This window comes from Mesobacillus stamsii (genome assembly GCF_030814065.1).
In the GTDB taxonomy this organism is placed as follows: domain Bacteria; phylum Bacillota; class Bacilli; order Bacillales; family Cytobacillaceae; genus Mesobacillus; species Mesobacillus stamsii.
The window spans coordinates 39,592-54,312 of sequence record NZ_JAUSUN010000014.1; the positions used below are offsets into that span (position 1 = coordinate 39,592).

The window sequence follows — 14,721 nt, forward strand, 5'->3', positions numbered from 1 at the left end:
GATTCTCTTTCAAACAAAAGGGTATAGTAAGGAATAGTTGGAGGTGTAAACATGAACCGTTTTTTTGAAAAAGCAAAAGAGACTTTGAATCAAGCGTATGGCCAGGCAAAGACAGCCTTCTATTCCATTACTTCTACGCCATCAGCTTCTGTAGAGCAGATTGCACAATACGTGATGGAACATCCTGACAATAAAGTGACAAGGAAGAACTATTTGGGGGTTACGTTATCATTCTATGAGCTTGTACAAGGACAAATGAAATACTACCTAGAAACAAATGGTTCTAAAATATTACAGCTGGATGTTCATTCAAACTATCACAGTGTTATTGCTTACCGCTCCTATAAGGACCATCTGTCTTTAAATACACCAGTCAAATTTCCGGATCTGAACCAAACTCAATAATTCAAAGATTCTGTATTAAGTAATTGCCTGGTGAGTTTGTCCTCCCTTTAAACGGGTATAAAAGAATAGACAACATGAAAGGAGGCCAAAATCATGAATAATGATCAATCAAAAGGTGCTTTCGATCAGGTAAAGGGGGAAGCGAAAAAGCAATTTGGCAAACTGACCAATAATGAATCCATGGAATCAGAAGGCCGTCTTGATAAAGGGAAAGGCAAATTAAAAGAAACTGCCGGGGATTTAAAAGAAGATGTATCCCGTGCATTTAACCATTCATCAAGAGACTAATGAACAGGAAAAAGCCTTCCAACTAGCGAAGGCTTTTTCCTGTTCTATTCTATATGGTTCTTATTTTTCCCTTTTACAAATCGGTATGCAAGATACGCTATATATAATGGGGTGGCGATATAAATGAGATATGGAAATTGATCATAAGTTCCTTTCCAGATGACAAACAGCAATGACCCGAGAAAAATGGTTACAATGGTTCCATACTTTGGAAGAGGCACTTCTTTAAAGCTTGGAATCCTCACCCTGCTGACCATGAGGAAGCTAAGAGCAGTGAAGACAAACGTCGTTACAATATTGGGAATCAAGTTCCCGAATAATGTTAGGATTGCCATGATTCCGCCTGCAGCAGTGATTGGAACGCCAATAAAGTAATTAAGTGAGGATTTATCCGTGCTAATATTGAACCTTGCCAAGCGGAAAGCACCGAAAAGCGGAAATAGACCGGCAACCATCATCCCCAATATGCCGAATTGATAGAAATAAGTATAATAGACAAGGAATGACGGTGCTACCCCGAAGGTAACAATGTCTGCGAGAGAATCGAGCTCTTTGCCGAGCTGGCTGTCCACCTTGAGCATTCGTGCAAGTCTTCCGTCCATACTATCGAGCATCATGCCGATCAATATTAAAATAGCTGCATTATTAAATTGGCCATTAGCCGCAAATCCAATCGAAAGAAAACCACTATACAGATTCCCAAGCGTAAACATATTGGGAATCATTTTTGTAAACCGCATTCATTGTCACCACTCTCAGAACATTGTAGGCTTCAGCATTTCAACTCGAAAGCCTACCTAGTTAATGATCTTTTTATTTGCTGAATAGATAGTTTCACTATATTACCTCATATCCAAAAGATATACAATCGCTTCATATGGTCTCAATTGGATGGTTGACGAGTATTCTTGTGCTGGTTCATAATTTGATATCAAAACTTTGCTTTTCATTTCATGAAGATCTGGTGGCACAGGGAAGCTTTGCTCATCTTCGGTAAAATTTAAGATAACAAGAAGCTTTTGTGCATCCAATGTTCTAGTATAAACATAGATGTTTTCATCTTCTGGAAGCAGAATATCATAGCGGCCATGAACAATAATCGGCTGCTCTTTCCTTAATTTGATTAACTTTCGATAATAATGAAAAATAGAACCCTCATCCAAAACTGCCTGACTAGCATTAATCTCTGGATAATTTGAATTCACTTGAATCCAAGGAGTACCAGTAGTAAAACCACCGTGCTCGCTATCATCCCATTGAAAAGGTGTACGCGCATTGTCGCGCCCTTTTACGTAAATGGATTCCATTACTTTTTTAGGATCTTCTCCATTCTGATTGACTTTTTCATCGTACATATTCAAGGTCTCAATATCCTTATAATCCTCGATCGAATCAAAGCGGACATTGGTCATCCCAATTTCCTCCCCTTGATAAATATAAGGGGTTCCTTTTAGCATATGGAGGAAGGTGGCAAGCATCTTCGCGGATTCCACACGATATTGTTTGTCATTACCAAATCTTGAAACCATGCGCGGCTGGTCATGATTATTCAGGTAGAGGCTGTTCCATCCGATTTCCTGAAGGCCTGTTTGCCATTTAGTAAAGTTTTGCTTTAAGTCTGTCAGCTTTAGTGGTTTAAGGTCCCACTTTCCACCTGGTCCTGAATCGAGGTCAACATGCTCAAATTGAAAGACCATATTGACTTCGTCCCGGGTCTCATCCGTGTAAAGCTTGGCTTGTTCCACATTGACACCTGGCATCTCGCCGACAGTCATTACATTATATTCAGCAAGTGCTTCTTTATGCATTTCCTGGAGGTAGTCATGAATTCTCGGTCCATTCATGAAAAATCTGCTGCCAGAAACATATTTTTTTTCGTCAGGATTTGGAGCATCAGGAAGTCCATCTACTTTAGAAATGAAATTGATCACATCCATTCGGAAGCCGTCGATCCCTTTCTCCAGCCAGAATTTCATCATGTCATACACTTCTTGGCGAAGTTTTGGGTTTTCCCAATTTAAATCAGGCTGTTTCTTACTGAAGATATGTAGGTAATACTCTTCCGTAGTTTCATCGTACTGCCATGCAGAGCCGCTGAAAGTGGATTGCCAATTATTTGGTTCTTTTCCTTCTTTCCCTGGTCTCCAAATATAATAATCTCGATAAGGATTATCCTTCGACTTTTTTGATTCCATAAACCATTGATGCTCATCAGAACTATGGTTTACAACCAGGTCCATGATCAACTTAAGTCCTCTTCCATGCATCTCTTTTAATAGAAGCTCCCAATCCTCCATTGTTCCAAAATCATCCATAATGTTTCGGTAATCACTGATATCATATCCATTATCATCATTCGGAGATTGGTAGACAGGAGAAAGCCATACTACGTCTATCCCTAATTCTTTTAAATAATCAAGCTTAGAAATAATGCCAGGAATATCACCAATGCCATCACCGTTGGAATCCTTGAAACTCCGGGGATATATTTGGTATATAACTGATTCCTTCCACCATTGTTTTTCCACACAAGTCACTCCTTAATTATTGTGAGGCTGTATTGCAGGTAATCTTCTTTATTGTATATTTAAAACCCTATACATAAACGTTTGCGTTTCTGTGATAATCATAATATTCTTTCCCTCTTATATCAACCATTTCATAAGAAAAGCGCAAGCGCCTTGGTCAGCCCCGACAAGCGCTGGAGGGCCGACCAGTGAAGTCGTTCTTTGACTTCATTGGGCGGACCGAAGCGACTCGAGGGGCTAGGCGCTGGAGCTAGACAATTCTCAGGGAAATTTTATACTTTCTTATCTTTGAAAGAAAAGCGCAAGCGCCTTGGTCAGCCCCGACTTTTTATGAAAAAGATGAACAAGCAAATGAATGAACCCGCTCCGTAATGGAAAAAGTAACGACTAGTCTGTTGCAGAAGGAGGTACAGAAATGGAGAACACGCATGAATTTGTTGAAAAACTGCATGATAAGCAGCGGAAAGATGAACAAAATAGAAAGAGCCAAGGAAAAGAAAATCCAAGTAATAAACTTCCTAATAAACAACATTAAGCTAAAAGGAAAATAGACCGCGTAAAGGCGGTCTATTTTCCCTTTTATCTATTTCGGCGGTTTCTGGAACTGCCGGCGAATTTTTTTTCAACCATTTTGTCACCACGATGGGGCCTTTCCAGTTTTTGGTCATTCCCACGGCTGAAGCTGGAATTCTTCCTGCTAAAGTTGCCAGCTTTAGGAGGTTTCGGAGCTTTATTTCCTTCTAATAGATCTCTCTTGCCACCATTTTCACTATTTTTCTTTTCGATCTTTACGTTGAGTTCCGATTCAATCTGTTCAAGCAATGATTGATCCTTGGCTGTATAAAAGGTTAACGCAAGTCCGTCATTGCCGGCTCTTCCTGTCCGGCCAATCCGGTGAATATAGCTTTCTGTATCAAGCGGAATGTCATAATTAAAAACATGGGTGACTCCTTCCACATCGAGTCCCCTCGCAGCAACATCCGTAGCAACAAGATACTGAATTTTTGCTTCACGGAACTTCTTCATGACCTGCTCCCTTTTCGCTTGTGACATGTCTCCGTGCAGCTCATCACAATTGAAATGATTTGCTTTTAATGCGTCGTTCAGCTTGCTTACCCTTCTTTTTGTCCGGCAAAAAATCACTGCCAAAAATGGCTGATACGATCCGAGAGCTTCCATCAAATCACCTTGTTTGGACCGATCGGTTGAACGAATAGCCATTTGTTTAATGTTTGCTAGCGGAGCCTGCGTTTTCTCTACCTGAATGTATTCAGGTTTGAACATATGCTGTTTAGCCAGTTTTTTAATCTCATCTGGCATTGTCGCTGAAAATAGCAAGGTTTGTCTTGTTTTTGGTGTTTGCTGAATGATTGTTTCCACCTCATCCAAGAAACCAATATGAAGCATTTGATCCGCTTCATCTAATACAAGAAACGCTGCTTTGGAAAAATCAATCGTCTCCCTGCGGATGTGGTCAAGCAATCTACCTGGCGTACCAATGACAATATGGATGTTTTTCTTGAGTTTTTTCAGTTGAGACTCGACATCCTGTCCGCCATATACAGCAAGAACATTGATTCCCTCCAATCCTTCCGTAAGCTTCTTGATTTCATTGGTAATCTGTAAAGCAAGTTCTCTTGTAGGTGTAACAATCAATGCCTGTATATTTGGATTATACCTATCGATTTTTTCTATAATTGGCAGCACAAAAGCGAAAGTTTTACCGGTACCTGTCTGAGATTGGGCAATCACGTCCTTGCCATCAAGCAATAATGGGATTGCTTTTTCCTGAATAGACGTTGGCTCCGTTATTCCATTCCGGTTTAACGTTTCTGCAATATAGTCTGAAATACCTAATGATTTAAAATGATTCAATCCCGATCCCTGCTTTCTTTACTCGGCTGGATTTTTTCCAGCGATCCTTCTCATTATTGCTGATTATGGTTGAAAATATCAAGAAGATGTTCTACTTAATTTTTTTTACTGAGCTAATGTGGTCTAGCTGTCTATTGGGTAAAATAATAATATCTGGATTTTAGATAATGCCTGTGGTACGATTTACTAATTGAAGAATAGGAAGTGATTATAAGTGATTAAAATTGAACTGCCAACACCAGACGTGGTCATCACAAGAAGCAATCAGGTAGGAGAAAAAGTCGAAGCTGCGATCAGCAGTGAATATGGTTTTACTGACTACCACCGAATTCCAAGGGATAAAGGCGGCATCATCATGTTTTTCGACGCTGACGATGAATTGATGTTCGTCGGAAAAGCTCGTAAGTTGAGACCTCGCGTTAAAAAGCACTTCGAGGACAATGTTTCTCCCATTAAAAACCATCGTCATGAAGTGAACAAAATTGCGGTGATTTCTGTGGTAGATCCGGTTGACAGAGAAATCTATGAAACCTATGCTATCAACGTGTTGAAAGCCAAGTATAATATTGATAAAGTCTTTTATAAATAAGAAGAGCTGCATGCAAGCTCTTCTTATTACTTAAACCAGCCCTTTTCCTTTGACTGAGTAATCGCTTCGATTCTGTTTGTTACCTGGAGCTTGTCAAGGATCGTTGAAATGTAATTTCTGACTGTACCTGTAGTGATGCTGAGCTGACCGGCAATTTCCTTCGTATTTTTCCCATCAGCAACAAGCTCAAGAACCTCCATCTCACGTTCTGTCAACGGGTTCTCCTCGCTGTAAACATCGTCCATAAGTTCGGGGGCAAACACACGCCTTCCTTCCATCACACTTCGGATGGTGCTCGCCAGTTCCTCTGATGGGCTATCCTTCAATAAATACCCGCTTACACCAGCTTTCAACGCTCGCTGAAAATACCCGGAACGTGCAAATGTGGTTAAAATAATGATCTTGCAGCCTTGGCCTTTCAATTCTTCTGCCGCTTCCAGGCCTGTTTTTCCCGGCATTTCAATGTCCATCACACAAACATCTGGCTTTATCTCTTTTGCAAGTAGGACTGCTTCTTTTCCGTTGCTCGCTTTTCCGACAACCTCCATATCATCCTCTAGGCTCAACAGCGACCCTAATGCCCCTAAAAGCATACGCTGGTCCTCGGCAATGACAATACGTATCATGGCTGGTCCTCCGTATTGGTTTGTTTTACTATTTTTGGTATACTGATTTTAAGAATAGTTCCGTTATTTGAATCGATATCCAATGTACCATTCACGAATTCAAGCCGTTCCCTCATGCCTTGAAGTCCGCTTCCTTTGTAAATATCATCTTCGGTAATCTTTCCTTCCCCATTATCGCATACTTCAGCTGAAAGCTCATTTTCTGTTTGCTGGATGGAAACACTGCATTCTGTTGCTGAACTATGTTTAACCACATTTGTTACGGCTTCTTTAAGGCACATGCTGAGGATATTTTCTGAAAGCAAAGACACGTTGTTGATTTGAAAATCTTCTTCCTTTCCGATAAACGTGATCTCAGCGGCTTTTAAGATCTGTTTGATATGAGTCAGCTCGTCACGGACACGGATACCTCTCATTTCCGCCACCATTTTCCTCACTTCATTTAAAGCTGTCCTTGCTGTTTGCTGAACATCCTTTAATTCTTCTTTTGCCAACTCGGCATCTTTATTGATCAACTTGCGAGCCAAGTCACTTTTCAATCCGATCAGTGATAATTTTTGGCCAAGCGTATCATGCAAATCCCTGGCGATTCTTTGTCGTTCTTCCAGCTTTACCAGTTCCGAAATTCGCTTATTGGCGTCCTCCAGCTTTTCTTCGAGCTCCCCACGTTCATTTTTGTTATGAATGCTAAATGGAAGCAATATGACACTGATCCACACAATCACGATGATGGGAAGCTGTTTTATGAAAAATTCTTCCTGGAGAACGATTTCAAAATTGATGATAATCGAAGTCCCTACTAGGTGAATAAAGTATAAAACTAAAAAAGGAATACGGTCTTTTATATTGCCAATAAAATAGACAATAAAAAAAGCAAAGTAAACATAGCTGAAAAGACTGGTAGAAGCAATAGAGATTGCGATCAGAATACAAGTCCATAGGTAGACTGACCATCCTTTTGAGACAAAAGCGAACCAGTACACGAGGAAAAATAGCAGTGTCAGAATGACCCCTGCCACTTTCCCCGCCATCGTTGGCATCTGCCAAATAAAGTAAAAAGGCAAAATACCGAGAATCGTCCAGATATATGGGGAAATCCCTGTACTTTTAAGAGAATGAATAAACCTAGTTAACATATAAAAAACCTCTGCTTTATAATTGCTGATTCTATTCTATTATAATGGAAATCGGGATCAATACAAAAAATTACTCCCCTGATTCCAGATGTGATCATCCATCCAGAATAAGGGGAGCAACTATTAAAGCTCCGGTTTTGTCATAGCCTTCAGCTTCTTGTTCTGATGGAATGCTTTCATTTCACTGAAGCTTATGAATTGCTTCTGTTTTTCATCCCAAAGACGGAAGCGCAAGGAAGTTAGGCTAGTTGAAAGAGTGATGGTCGGTACATTTTGCAAAGGCTTTGTATTATTATGAGCCTCTTCCAGCTTATAGTTTGGAACTCTCGGGCTTAAGTGATGAACGTGGTGGTATCCGATATTCCCAGTAATCCACTGCAGTAGTTTCGGAAGCTTGTAATAAGAGCTGCCTTCTACCGCAGCTTTTACATACTCCCAGTCTTTATCGCCTTCAAAATAAGCATCTTCAAAAGTATGTTGGACATAGAATAGCCAGATGCCAAGCATTCCCGCAATAAAGAAAACTGGTCCTTCCACCATTAAAAATGCTTTCCAGCCGATGGTCCAAATTAGGAGCCCTGAGATTCCAAAAATCAATATATTCGTTAAATAAGTGTTAAGGCGCTCCTTCTTTCTGGCACCTTTGCGGTTAAAACGGTTTTTAAGCAAAACAACGTAAATTGGACCCAATACAAACATCACGAATGGATTCCGGTACAGTCTGTAGGCAAGCTTCTGCCAGGCTGGTGCAGCCAAATATTCATCAACTGTTAAAACCCAAATGTCGCCTGTTCCACGTTTGTCTAGATTGCTGCTCGTTGCATGGTGGACAGCATGCTCGTGACCCCACTGGCTATAAGGGAACAAGGTTACGACTCCGGCGATGGTACCTACCACTTTGTTTGCGGTACGATTCTTGAAAAAAGAATGGTGCGTGCAATCATGGAAGATGATGAAAATTCTAACCATGAAACCAGCTGCAGCTGCAGCAAGCAAGAGAGTCAATCCATAAGAAATTGTTAGACTTTGATAGGCGAAATACCATAACGCCAAAAATGGAATAACTGTGTTGACGATTTGGAGGATGCTCGTTTTTGTGTTCGAATTTTCATAAGGGGCAACCTGTTTTCTAAGTTCTTTTGCGTTGTGAGTTGTCATAGTGTTCAATAATTCCCCTTTCCGTTTTTCTTAATTTCTCTAAGTATATATAAGGGAAATGGTTTTGTGCAGTAGCAGGTGTCATATATCACACATGACAAATGTCATGTTTCCAATCTTTTTTTGTAAAAAAAGGCTGCTACCTCAAGGATTATCGATCATTACCAGGTTATAGGATTTACTGATAATTTTTTATGAAATAAATTTTCCCCTTATATTTTTAACCAAATGAACAAATGTGAAACTTACTTTTTCTAAAAAATAAATAGTCCTACTTATTTTGCCTTTTCAAATCCTCTAATTCCCAAATACCATTTTTTCCATGCTGACCGTAAATCATGCATACTAATTCTTCCGTTTTCGTGATAAAGGGTCAAAGTTGTTGTAGATCTTTTAAGTCCATTATTTGTTTTAACTTATTCACTAAGTGGTATTCAATAATGGTAGAAGTGGAATTAGGAGGATGGAGCTTATGGCCGTGTCAATTAATAAGTGGCTGCTGCCAGTTGGATTGGCAATAATGCTTGTCGCTGGATGTAGCAACGAAGAGGCAAAACAAGGTGCAAATCAAATGGAAGAGGAAACCGAAAATGCTGCGAACACAACGGAGACAAAAACGAAGGATGTCGTTGATCAAGTAAAGCAAAAGTCTCCAGAGATCATTCAAAACATGAAGGATACGTACAACGAAAGCGAACAAGCAGTGAAGGATAACACTCTTCAAGCTGGAGATACGGCTACGGTCCAAAAGGATTCCTTGCTGGCACTTTCTCAAGATTCGTATGACGAGCTTTATGAATTGATTGAATTGAATGATGCTGATGGAGTGGACAATATCATGAAAGATCAAGATGTCAAAGAAATCAAGCAAGGTAGTGAAGCGAAAATCATCGAAAGAGATCTCAGAAGAACAAAGGTGAAAATGGTGAATTCAGGCTTAGAGGGTTATCTGCCGACGAATATGCTTGAACCCATAAAATAAACAAATATTAAGACCCTGTGAGACATCAGGGTCTATTTCCACGCGTTATTTTTCTAAAAAGGTAGCTGGCATGACAACTGCCACAACTTCCCCTTTAGCACATAATGTTTCTCCAGCATATACTTCTGTTTCCACACGATATTTTTTAGGATGGATTTCGTACACGGTTCCAATTGCCTTCAATTCGATCCCATTAGGTGTTGGCTTCAGAAAATCAACATGAAGCGAGGCAGTTACAAATCTAGGTGCTTCTACCCCATCCCCTGGTTCGTTCCCGTTTTTGCGATGCAGGTAGAGGGCGGCCGAACCGGTACCATGGCAATCCACAAACGAACCGATTACTCCACCATAAACGAAACCTGGTAATGCCGTATATTCTTTTTTAGGTTTAAAAAGGGTGATTGTTTTTTCGCCTTGCCAACCTGTTCGGAAATGATAACCATGTTCATTCTTTCTTCCGCAGCCATAACACCAAGCAAAATCATCAGGATAGTCATCCTGGATTGCTTTGAATACCTTCTCTTCCAATTCGGCTCCTCCTTCATACACTTTAGTCAGTTATACTTTCTCTATTTGAAAGAGAAATTCCTTTAAAAAATAAAAAATTCAACCACTTTAAAGTTATTAGCATAAATTCCCAAGTAAAAAAAGACCATTTACGATTGGAGATGTGTTAGGCTTAAAAGAGAAAGAACGTTTATGCTTTCCGTTTTTCTTAGCTACCCCACTTCAGAAAGGAGTGCTAGAAATGGAGAAAATAAGTGTATTTATGGATGACTATCGCCAACCGCCGGCAGGATATATTTTAGCTGAGACAATTGATGAATGTCTGTATCTTCTTAAAAATTACGATATTGACCATCTTTCCTTGGACCATGACCTGACCAGCCACATTAGGAACGGCTTAATGCTTGTGAATTTAATGATTAGCAACCAACTATACGCAAACAGAATAACCATTCATTCCGCTAACTATACCGGCGGAAAAGCAATGTACAATAGTTTAAAAAAAGCCCAAAATGACAGTTTGATGCCTAGCTCGATTCATATATATTTACGTCCCATGCCTCTCCATTACTGATCATAATTTTTGAGAAGAATACAAAAAGCTGCTCCATATGGAGCAGCTTTCTTATTCTTTTAAGGATTAACATGATTATATGTATGTATCAAAAATATGTTGATTTTTTCATAAATGACATATGTCTAAAATAATGTATAATTAGAAGTAAGTGATATAGGTCGATAAATAAGAAAAGAAGTCCGTAATAAAACAAAAATTTCCACATACCAATTGGAGGAATGAACATGAAAATTGCAGTAGCAAGTGAACGAGAGATGGTTACAAAGCATTTAGGTCATTGTGAGAGCTTTATCATTTATGAAACAGAGAATAATCAAATTATTACCAGTAACTCCATCCCAAATCCTAGACATCGACCTGGATTTTTACCAAAATTCTTGAATGAATTGGGGGTAAATGTCATTATTTCAGGAGGTATCGGGGAAGGTGCAATAAATATTTTTAATGAAAAAGGCATAAAAGTGATCGTTGGTGCTGATGGTCCGGCAACATCTAATGTAAAACTATATTTACAGAATCATTCTCCCTCAAATTAGGGATAAAGTGGGACTTCTGACTATATATCATTCGATTTCCATAGAACAATTTATGATAATATAAGTAGGTAGCACAATAACCGATTTTAAATCGTAAAAATAATTTTAAGCCTTGGAGGATAAAAGCAATGCCAAGACCGATAAAATGGAGGAGAGTCTGTCGCATGCCAAAAAGTAACAGATTTGGCCCGATGGATGCCCGATCAAAGCAAGATTGTATAATAACGATGACAATTGAGGAATACGAAACGATACGCCTCATTGACTTAGAAGGATTTACTCAGGAAGAATGTGCTGCTCAAATGAGTATTGCGCGTACTACTGTTCAAGGAATTTACAATGCAGCAAGAAAAAAACTCTCTGAATCATTAGTCAATGGAAAAACACTTCACATTGAGGGCGGGAACTACAAGCTTTGTGATAGCTTTGAGAAGCCCTGTCTTCAGGATGGATGCTGCCGGAGACGAAGATGTGAAAGTGATACTCCAAAAGTGGAAAATGGAGAAGTTCAATAATTACTTAAAAGCGCCGTTGATATTGTTCAAATCCTTGTGGATAAAAAGTCCCCCAGCTTATCATTGAGAGTAATCTGGGGGACAATAAATGAATTTAATTATCGCTATGATTCCGCTCCTTACATAAATCACATATTCCGTTCATCACAATCGTAACGTCTTCAATATCATCATGAAAGACCTCTTCAATATAATCTCTCTGTTCAATCATATCCCTGAAAATTTTACTATCTAAATATTCTTTAATTTGCCCACATTGATTACAACTAAAATGAATATGAAGCTTTTTACGACTAAACATATTGAGTTCATAATACCGTTCTTTTTGTATAACAATTTCTTTAATGACACCAATCCTCTTTAATAAATCAATATTTCTATATACTGTAGGAAGGCTAACACCTTGGGCTTTCGTCAGCATATATATTTCTTCTGGTCGGAGATGCCTTTTCGTTTCTACAAATAGTCGAATAAGCGTATCCCTTGGGGCTGTGCACTTGTAACCACTTGCTTTAATCCATTCCTCGATTTTAAAGATCTTGTTCTCCACTTCCACTTCCATTATCTTCACCTTTTTTCATTCTTTTCTTTCTTTAGCCAGATAAAAAATATCACAAGGATTTATTATTGACATATGTCACTTAAAGAATATAATGGTTAATAGCATATGTCAATAATAAAGGTTAATAACAAGGTGACCTATGACTTACAGTATTTGGGGGAACAATACAATGGAACATGAACGCGGGATTCAATATTTTCCGATATCCTTATTTGCTAGTGTAATGGGCTTTTCAGGTTTTACGATTGTGATTAAACAAATCGAAGTGGTATATGCAAGAAGCCATACTCTATCTTTTATTTTTCTAGTAATTGCTTCTTTTTTATTTTTGTTGAATATTAGCATTTTACTTTATCGTTTAGCACGCTACCCTGAAGAAGTAAATAATGATTTTAATCATCCTGTTAAAATCAATTTTTTCGCTGCTATAACGATTAGTCTATTACTTTTAGCGATCCCTTATTACGATATTAGTGAGAGTCTATCTTTTGCTCTTTGGGGAATAGGGGCTGTTCTGCAGCTTAGTTATACCTTAGTTGTTTTAACAAAGTTAATGAATCAAACATCGTTTCAACTTGATCATTTTAATCCATCCTGGTTTATCCCAATTGTCGGGAATATGGTTGTTCCAATTATCGGGGTTAATCATGTAAGCTCTGATATTTTGTGGATGTATTATAGTATCGGTGTACTGTTTAGTATTATTTATTTCACTATTTTTATTTATCGAGTTTTCTTTCATCCGTCCATATCAACGAAATTATTACCCACTTTCTTTATTTTATTGGCGCCTCCTTCAATAGGTTTATTGTCTTATATAAAGCTAGGAGGGCAAGTAGATGCATTTGCATACATTCTATACGGTATCGCCTTTTTTATTGGACTGCTATTGATTTTTCAATTTAAACAATTTTTGAAATTACCGTTTTTTCTATCCTGGTGGGCGTTTTTATTTCCGACAGCTGCTGTGACTATAGCTACGATACTTATGTATAATGAAACAGGACATATTTACTATAAATGGATTTTTAACGTACAGACAATTGGATTAGTGCTGTTAATCTTTTATTTAACATGGAAAACTCTTCAGCTATCTGTTATGCGTAGCTTATGTGTTAAGGAGTAGTTTTTTTAGATAAGGGGAAAATTCTCTATAAGTTGGCGTTTAGTCTTCTAACATTCACAATATGCCAAATAACCTGAAGCTGACGTGGTTATTTGGCATAAGATTTGAATTTTTTGATGATTGCCCAGCACATCAATCCTAATGACCAGTAAATCGGGAAGGAATAGATATGCTTCCATGTAAATTCTTTATATATTCCAATAAAAACCATAAAAGGCTCTGCGATAAATGCTAGGAAGACAGATAACAGTCCTGATGCGATGAGAAACTTCTTAAATGAGCAGCCGAATTTTTGATATACAAGCATGAAAGGGATAATGACAACTCCCACATCATAAGGGTATATTTGAGGATTTAAATATGGTGAAAGTCTGACTTGGTATGTCCATACCATCGCATTACTGCCGATTGAATCTAGGAGGATGGCTGTAACGCCATAAAAAAGTCCAAATGCTGTATTTTCAATCAGCTTCGTTTTCTCTATCATGATCCACCAAATAATCGCAGGGATAATGGAAAGGGCAACTAGGAACCACCAGTTGAATGTCAAAAAATTATTCTCGTACCAATATGCTCTTAATAACTTATGATAGTTTGCTTCGGCTGCCAATACTTCCTTGACTGAGATCGAGCCTAAAACAGGAACCAAAGCATGAAATGGACCTTTTTGTGCATAAAAAATGGCAGAAAACATCTGATCACATCCTTCTTAATAGATAGAGTGTGATTTCACATCGCTTTGTATGTAAGGATTATTTTTTCTAAAAAACGACGACCCAAAAGGATCGCCGCTTATCATCATTTTATGCTTTTGTTGGCATTGGTCTCTTTATCCATTCCTTATAGAATGTGTCAATATCAGGTTCAAAATCCAGGATAATTGGATACCATGGTGGCACTGCTTCCACTTCTAGCTGGACGGCGCAATTGGGACAATAATATTCACGGATTACCTGCCACTCGGGATCCGGAGACATTAATTTAGGATAAATTTCATTCATTTTCTCCTCTGTGTCCCGAACAAAGATTCTAGCATGCAGCTTCCAATTTTCTTTATAATTACAGAATTCATGTCCACAGTCGCATTTTACGATCCGATCTCCATCTGATTTTTGCACAATATATAGATGCAATCCATATGGAAGCAGAATTGGATCATCCCAGCTCACACGCTCCTGTAAAACTTCCCGATAAATTTCAAACCGTTCTGGATCTTTATGGCTGGACATCATTTCCTTCAGTTGATAGAACTCTAATGTCCCATCAATTAACTCATTCATTCGTTTTTTATCGTATTTTGCCACGCTTATC

Annotated in this window: 19 protein-coding genes; 9 read left to right on the forward strand and 10 right to left on the reverse strand. The window is 38.6% G+C overall.

What is annotated here, in order from left to right:
* The first annotated feature begins 51 nt into the window (after positions 1–51).
* Both J2S25_RS12165 and J2S25_RS12170 read left to right on the forward strand, forming a co-directional pair.
* Positions 52–405, forward strand: coding sequence for a hypothetical protein (locus J2S25_RS12165; RefSeq protein ID WP_044395559.1), 354 nt, complete (start codon positions 52–54; stop codon positions 403–405).
* Between the two features lie 93 nt (positions 406–498).
* Positions 499–693 (forward strand): CsbD family protein, encoded by a 195-nt coding sequence (locus J2S25_RS12170; protein ID WP_044395561.1) that lies wholly within the window; start codon positions 499–501, stop codon positions 691–693.
* A 44-nt stretch (positions 694–737) separates the two neighbouring features.
* On the opposite strand, the gene pssA is transcribed toward J2S25_RS12170, so the two are convergent.
* Both pssA and J2S25_RS12180 read right to left on the reverse strand, forming a co-directional pair.
* Entirely contained in the window at positions 738–1,433 is a 696-nt protein-coding gene (gene pssA, locus J2S25_RS12175; protein ID WP_044395564.1) for a CDP-diacylglycerol--serine O-phosphatidyltransferase, read from the reverse strand.
* 102 nt (positions 1,434–1,535) lie between these two features.
* Positions 1,536–3,221, reverse strand: coding sequence for a glycoside hydrolase family 13 protein (locus tag J2S25_RS12180; protein ID WP_044395566.1), 1,686 nt, complete (start codon positions 3,219–3,221; stop codon positions 1,536–1,538).
* 415 nt (positions 3,222–3,636) lie between these two features.
* On the opposite strand from J2S25_RS12180, the gene J2S25_RS12185 reads away from it, so the two are divergent.
* On the forward strand, positions 3,637–3,756 hold the full coding sequence (locus tag J2S25_RS12185) for a DUF4023 domain-containing protein (protein WP_052806983.1): 120 nt from the start codon (positions 3,637–3,639) through the stop codon (positions 3,754–3,756).
* A gap of 44 nt (positions 3,757–3,800) precedes the next feature.
* Here the strand turns inward: J2S25_RS12185 and J2S25_RS12190 are convergent, their stop codons facing one another.
* The gene (locus J2S25_RS12190) at positions 3,801–5,096 is read right to left on the reverse strand and encodes a DEAD/DEAH box helicase (protein WP_044392431.1); all 1,296 of its coding nucleotides are present in this window, start codon (positions 5,094–5,096) and stop codon (positions 3,801–3,803) included.
* Positions 5,097–5,310: 214 nt separating this feature from the next.
* Between J2S25_RS12190 and J2S25_RS12195 the strand changes: the two genes are divergently transcribed.
* Positions 5,311–5,685, forward strand: coding sequence for a nucleotide excision repair endonuclease (locus J2S25_RS12195; protein WP_044392433.1), 375 nt, complete (start codon positions 5,311–5,313; stop codon positions 5,683–5,685).
* Positions 5,686–5,711: 26 nt separating this feature from the next.
* On the opposite strand, the gene J2S25_RS12200 is transcribed toward J2S25_RS12195, so the two are convergent.
* The 3 genes from J2S25_RS12200 to desA all read right to left on the reverse strand — a co-directional run bounded on the left by J2S25_RS12200 (position 5,712) and on the right by desA (position 8,605).
* Positions 5,712–6,311 carry a response regulator transcription factor gene (locus J2S25_RS12200; RefSeq protein ID WP_044392435.1) on the reverse strand — a complete coding sequence of 200 codons (600 nt, stop codon included), beginning with the start codon at positions 6,309–6,311 and terminating at the stop codon, positions 5,712–5,714.
* On the reverse strand, positions 6,308–7,447 hold the full coding sequence (locus tag J2S25_RS12205; RefSeq protein ID WP_044392437.1) for a sensor histidine kinase: 1,140 nt from the start codon (positions 7,445–7,447) through the stop codon (positions 6,308–6,310). Before J2S25_RS12205 ends, J2S25_RS12200 begins: the two co-directional genes overlap by 4 nt.
* Before the next feature lie 123 nt (positions 7,448–7,570).
* Positions 7,571–8,605, reverse strand: a complete 1,035-nt coding sequence (desA, locus tag J2S25_RS12210; RefSeq protein ID WP_044392439.1) for a Delta(5) desaturase DesA — start codon at positions 8,603–8,605, stop codon at positions 7,571–7,573.
* A gap of 472 nt (positions 8,606–9,077) precedes the next feature.
* Between desA and J2S25_RS12215 the strand changes: the two genes are divergently transcribed.
* Complete coding sequence (locus J2S25_RS12215; RefSeq protein WP_044392441.1) at positions 9,078–9,587, forward strand: hypothetical protein; 510 nt, start codon at positions 9,078–9,080, stop codon at positions 9,585–9,587.
* Positions 9,588–9,632: 45 nt separating this feature from the next.
* Here the strand turns inward: J2S25_RS12215 and J2S25_RS12220 are convergent, their stop codons facing one another.
* Entirely contained in the window at positions 9,633–10,115 is a 483-nt protein-coding gene (locus J2S25_RS12220; RefSeq protein ID WP_044392443.1) for a PaaI family thioesterase, read from the reverse strand.
* A 220-nt stretch (positions 10,116–10,335) separates the two neighbouring features.
* Between J2S25_RS12220 and J2S25_RS12225 the strand changes: the two genes are divergently transcribed.
* From J2S25_RS12225 to J2S25_RS12235, 3 genes are all read left to right on the forward strand, one after another.
* Entirely contained in the window at positions 10,336–10,668 is a 333-nt protein-coding gene (locus J2S25_RS12225; RefSeq protein WP_044392444.1) for a cyclic-phosphate processing receiver domain-containing protein, read from the forward strand.
* A gap of 227 nt (positions 10,669–10,895) precedes the next feature.
* Entirely contained in the window at positions 10,896–11,207 is a 312-nt protein-coding gene (locus J2S25_RS12230; protein WP_044392445.1) for a NifB/NifX family molybdenum-iron cluster-binding protein, read from the forward strand.
* 128 nt (positions 11,208–11,335) lie between these two features.
* Positions 11,336–11,722, forward strand: a complete 387-nt coding sequence (locus J2S25_RS12235) for a DUF134 domain-containing protein (protein WP_044392446.1) — start codon at positions 11,336–11,338, stop codon at positions 11,720–11,722.
* A 94-nt stretch (positions 11,723–11,816) separates the two neighbouring features.
* On the opposite strand, the gene J2S25_RS12240 is transcribed toward J2S25_RS12235, so the two are convergent.
* Positions 11,817–12,284, reverse strand: coding sequence for a Fur family transcriptional regulator (locus J2S25_RS12240; protein WP_044392448.1), 468 nt, complete (start codon positions 12,282–12,284; stop codon positions 11,817–11,819).
* Positions 12,285–12,453: 169 nt separating this feature from the next.
* Here J2S25_RS12240 and J2S25_RS12245 point away from each other — a divergent pair, with 169 nt between their 5' ends.
* Positions 12,454–13,410: an SLAC1 anion channel family protein gene (locus J2S25_RS12245; RefSeq protein WP_044392450.1), complete on the forward strand. Its 957-nt coding sequence runs from the start codon at positions 12,454–12,456 to the stop codon at positions 13,408–13,410.
* Positions 13,411–13,498: 88 nt separating this feature from the next.
* Here J2S25_RS12245 and J2S25_RS12250 read toward each other — a convergent pair whose 3' ends face one another.
* On the reverse strand, positions 13,499–14,104 hold the full coding sequence (locus J2S25_RS12250; protein WP_044392451.1) for a CBO0543 family protein: 606 nt from the start codon (positions 14,102–14,104) through the stop codon (positions 13,499–13,501).
* A 109-nt stretch (positions 14,105–14,213) separates the two neighbouring features.
* Positions 14,214–14,714, reverse strand: coding sequence for an acetone carboxylase subunit gamma (locus J2S25_RS12255; RefSeq protein WP_128721508.1), 501 nt, complete (start codon positions 14,712–14,714; stop codon positions 14,214–14,216).
* Positions 14,715–14,721: the final 7 nt, after the last annotated feature.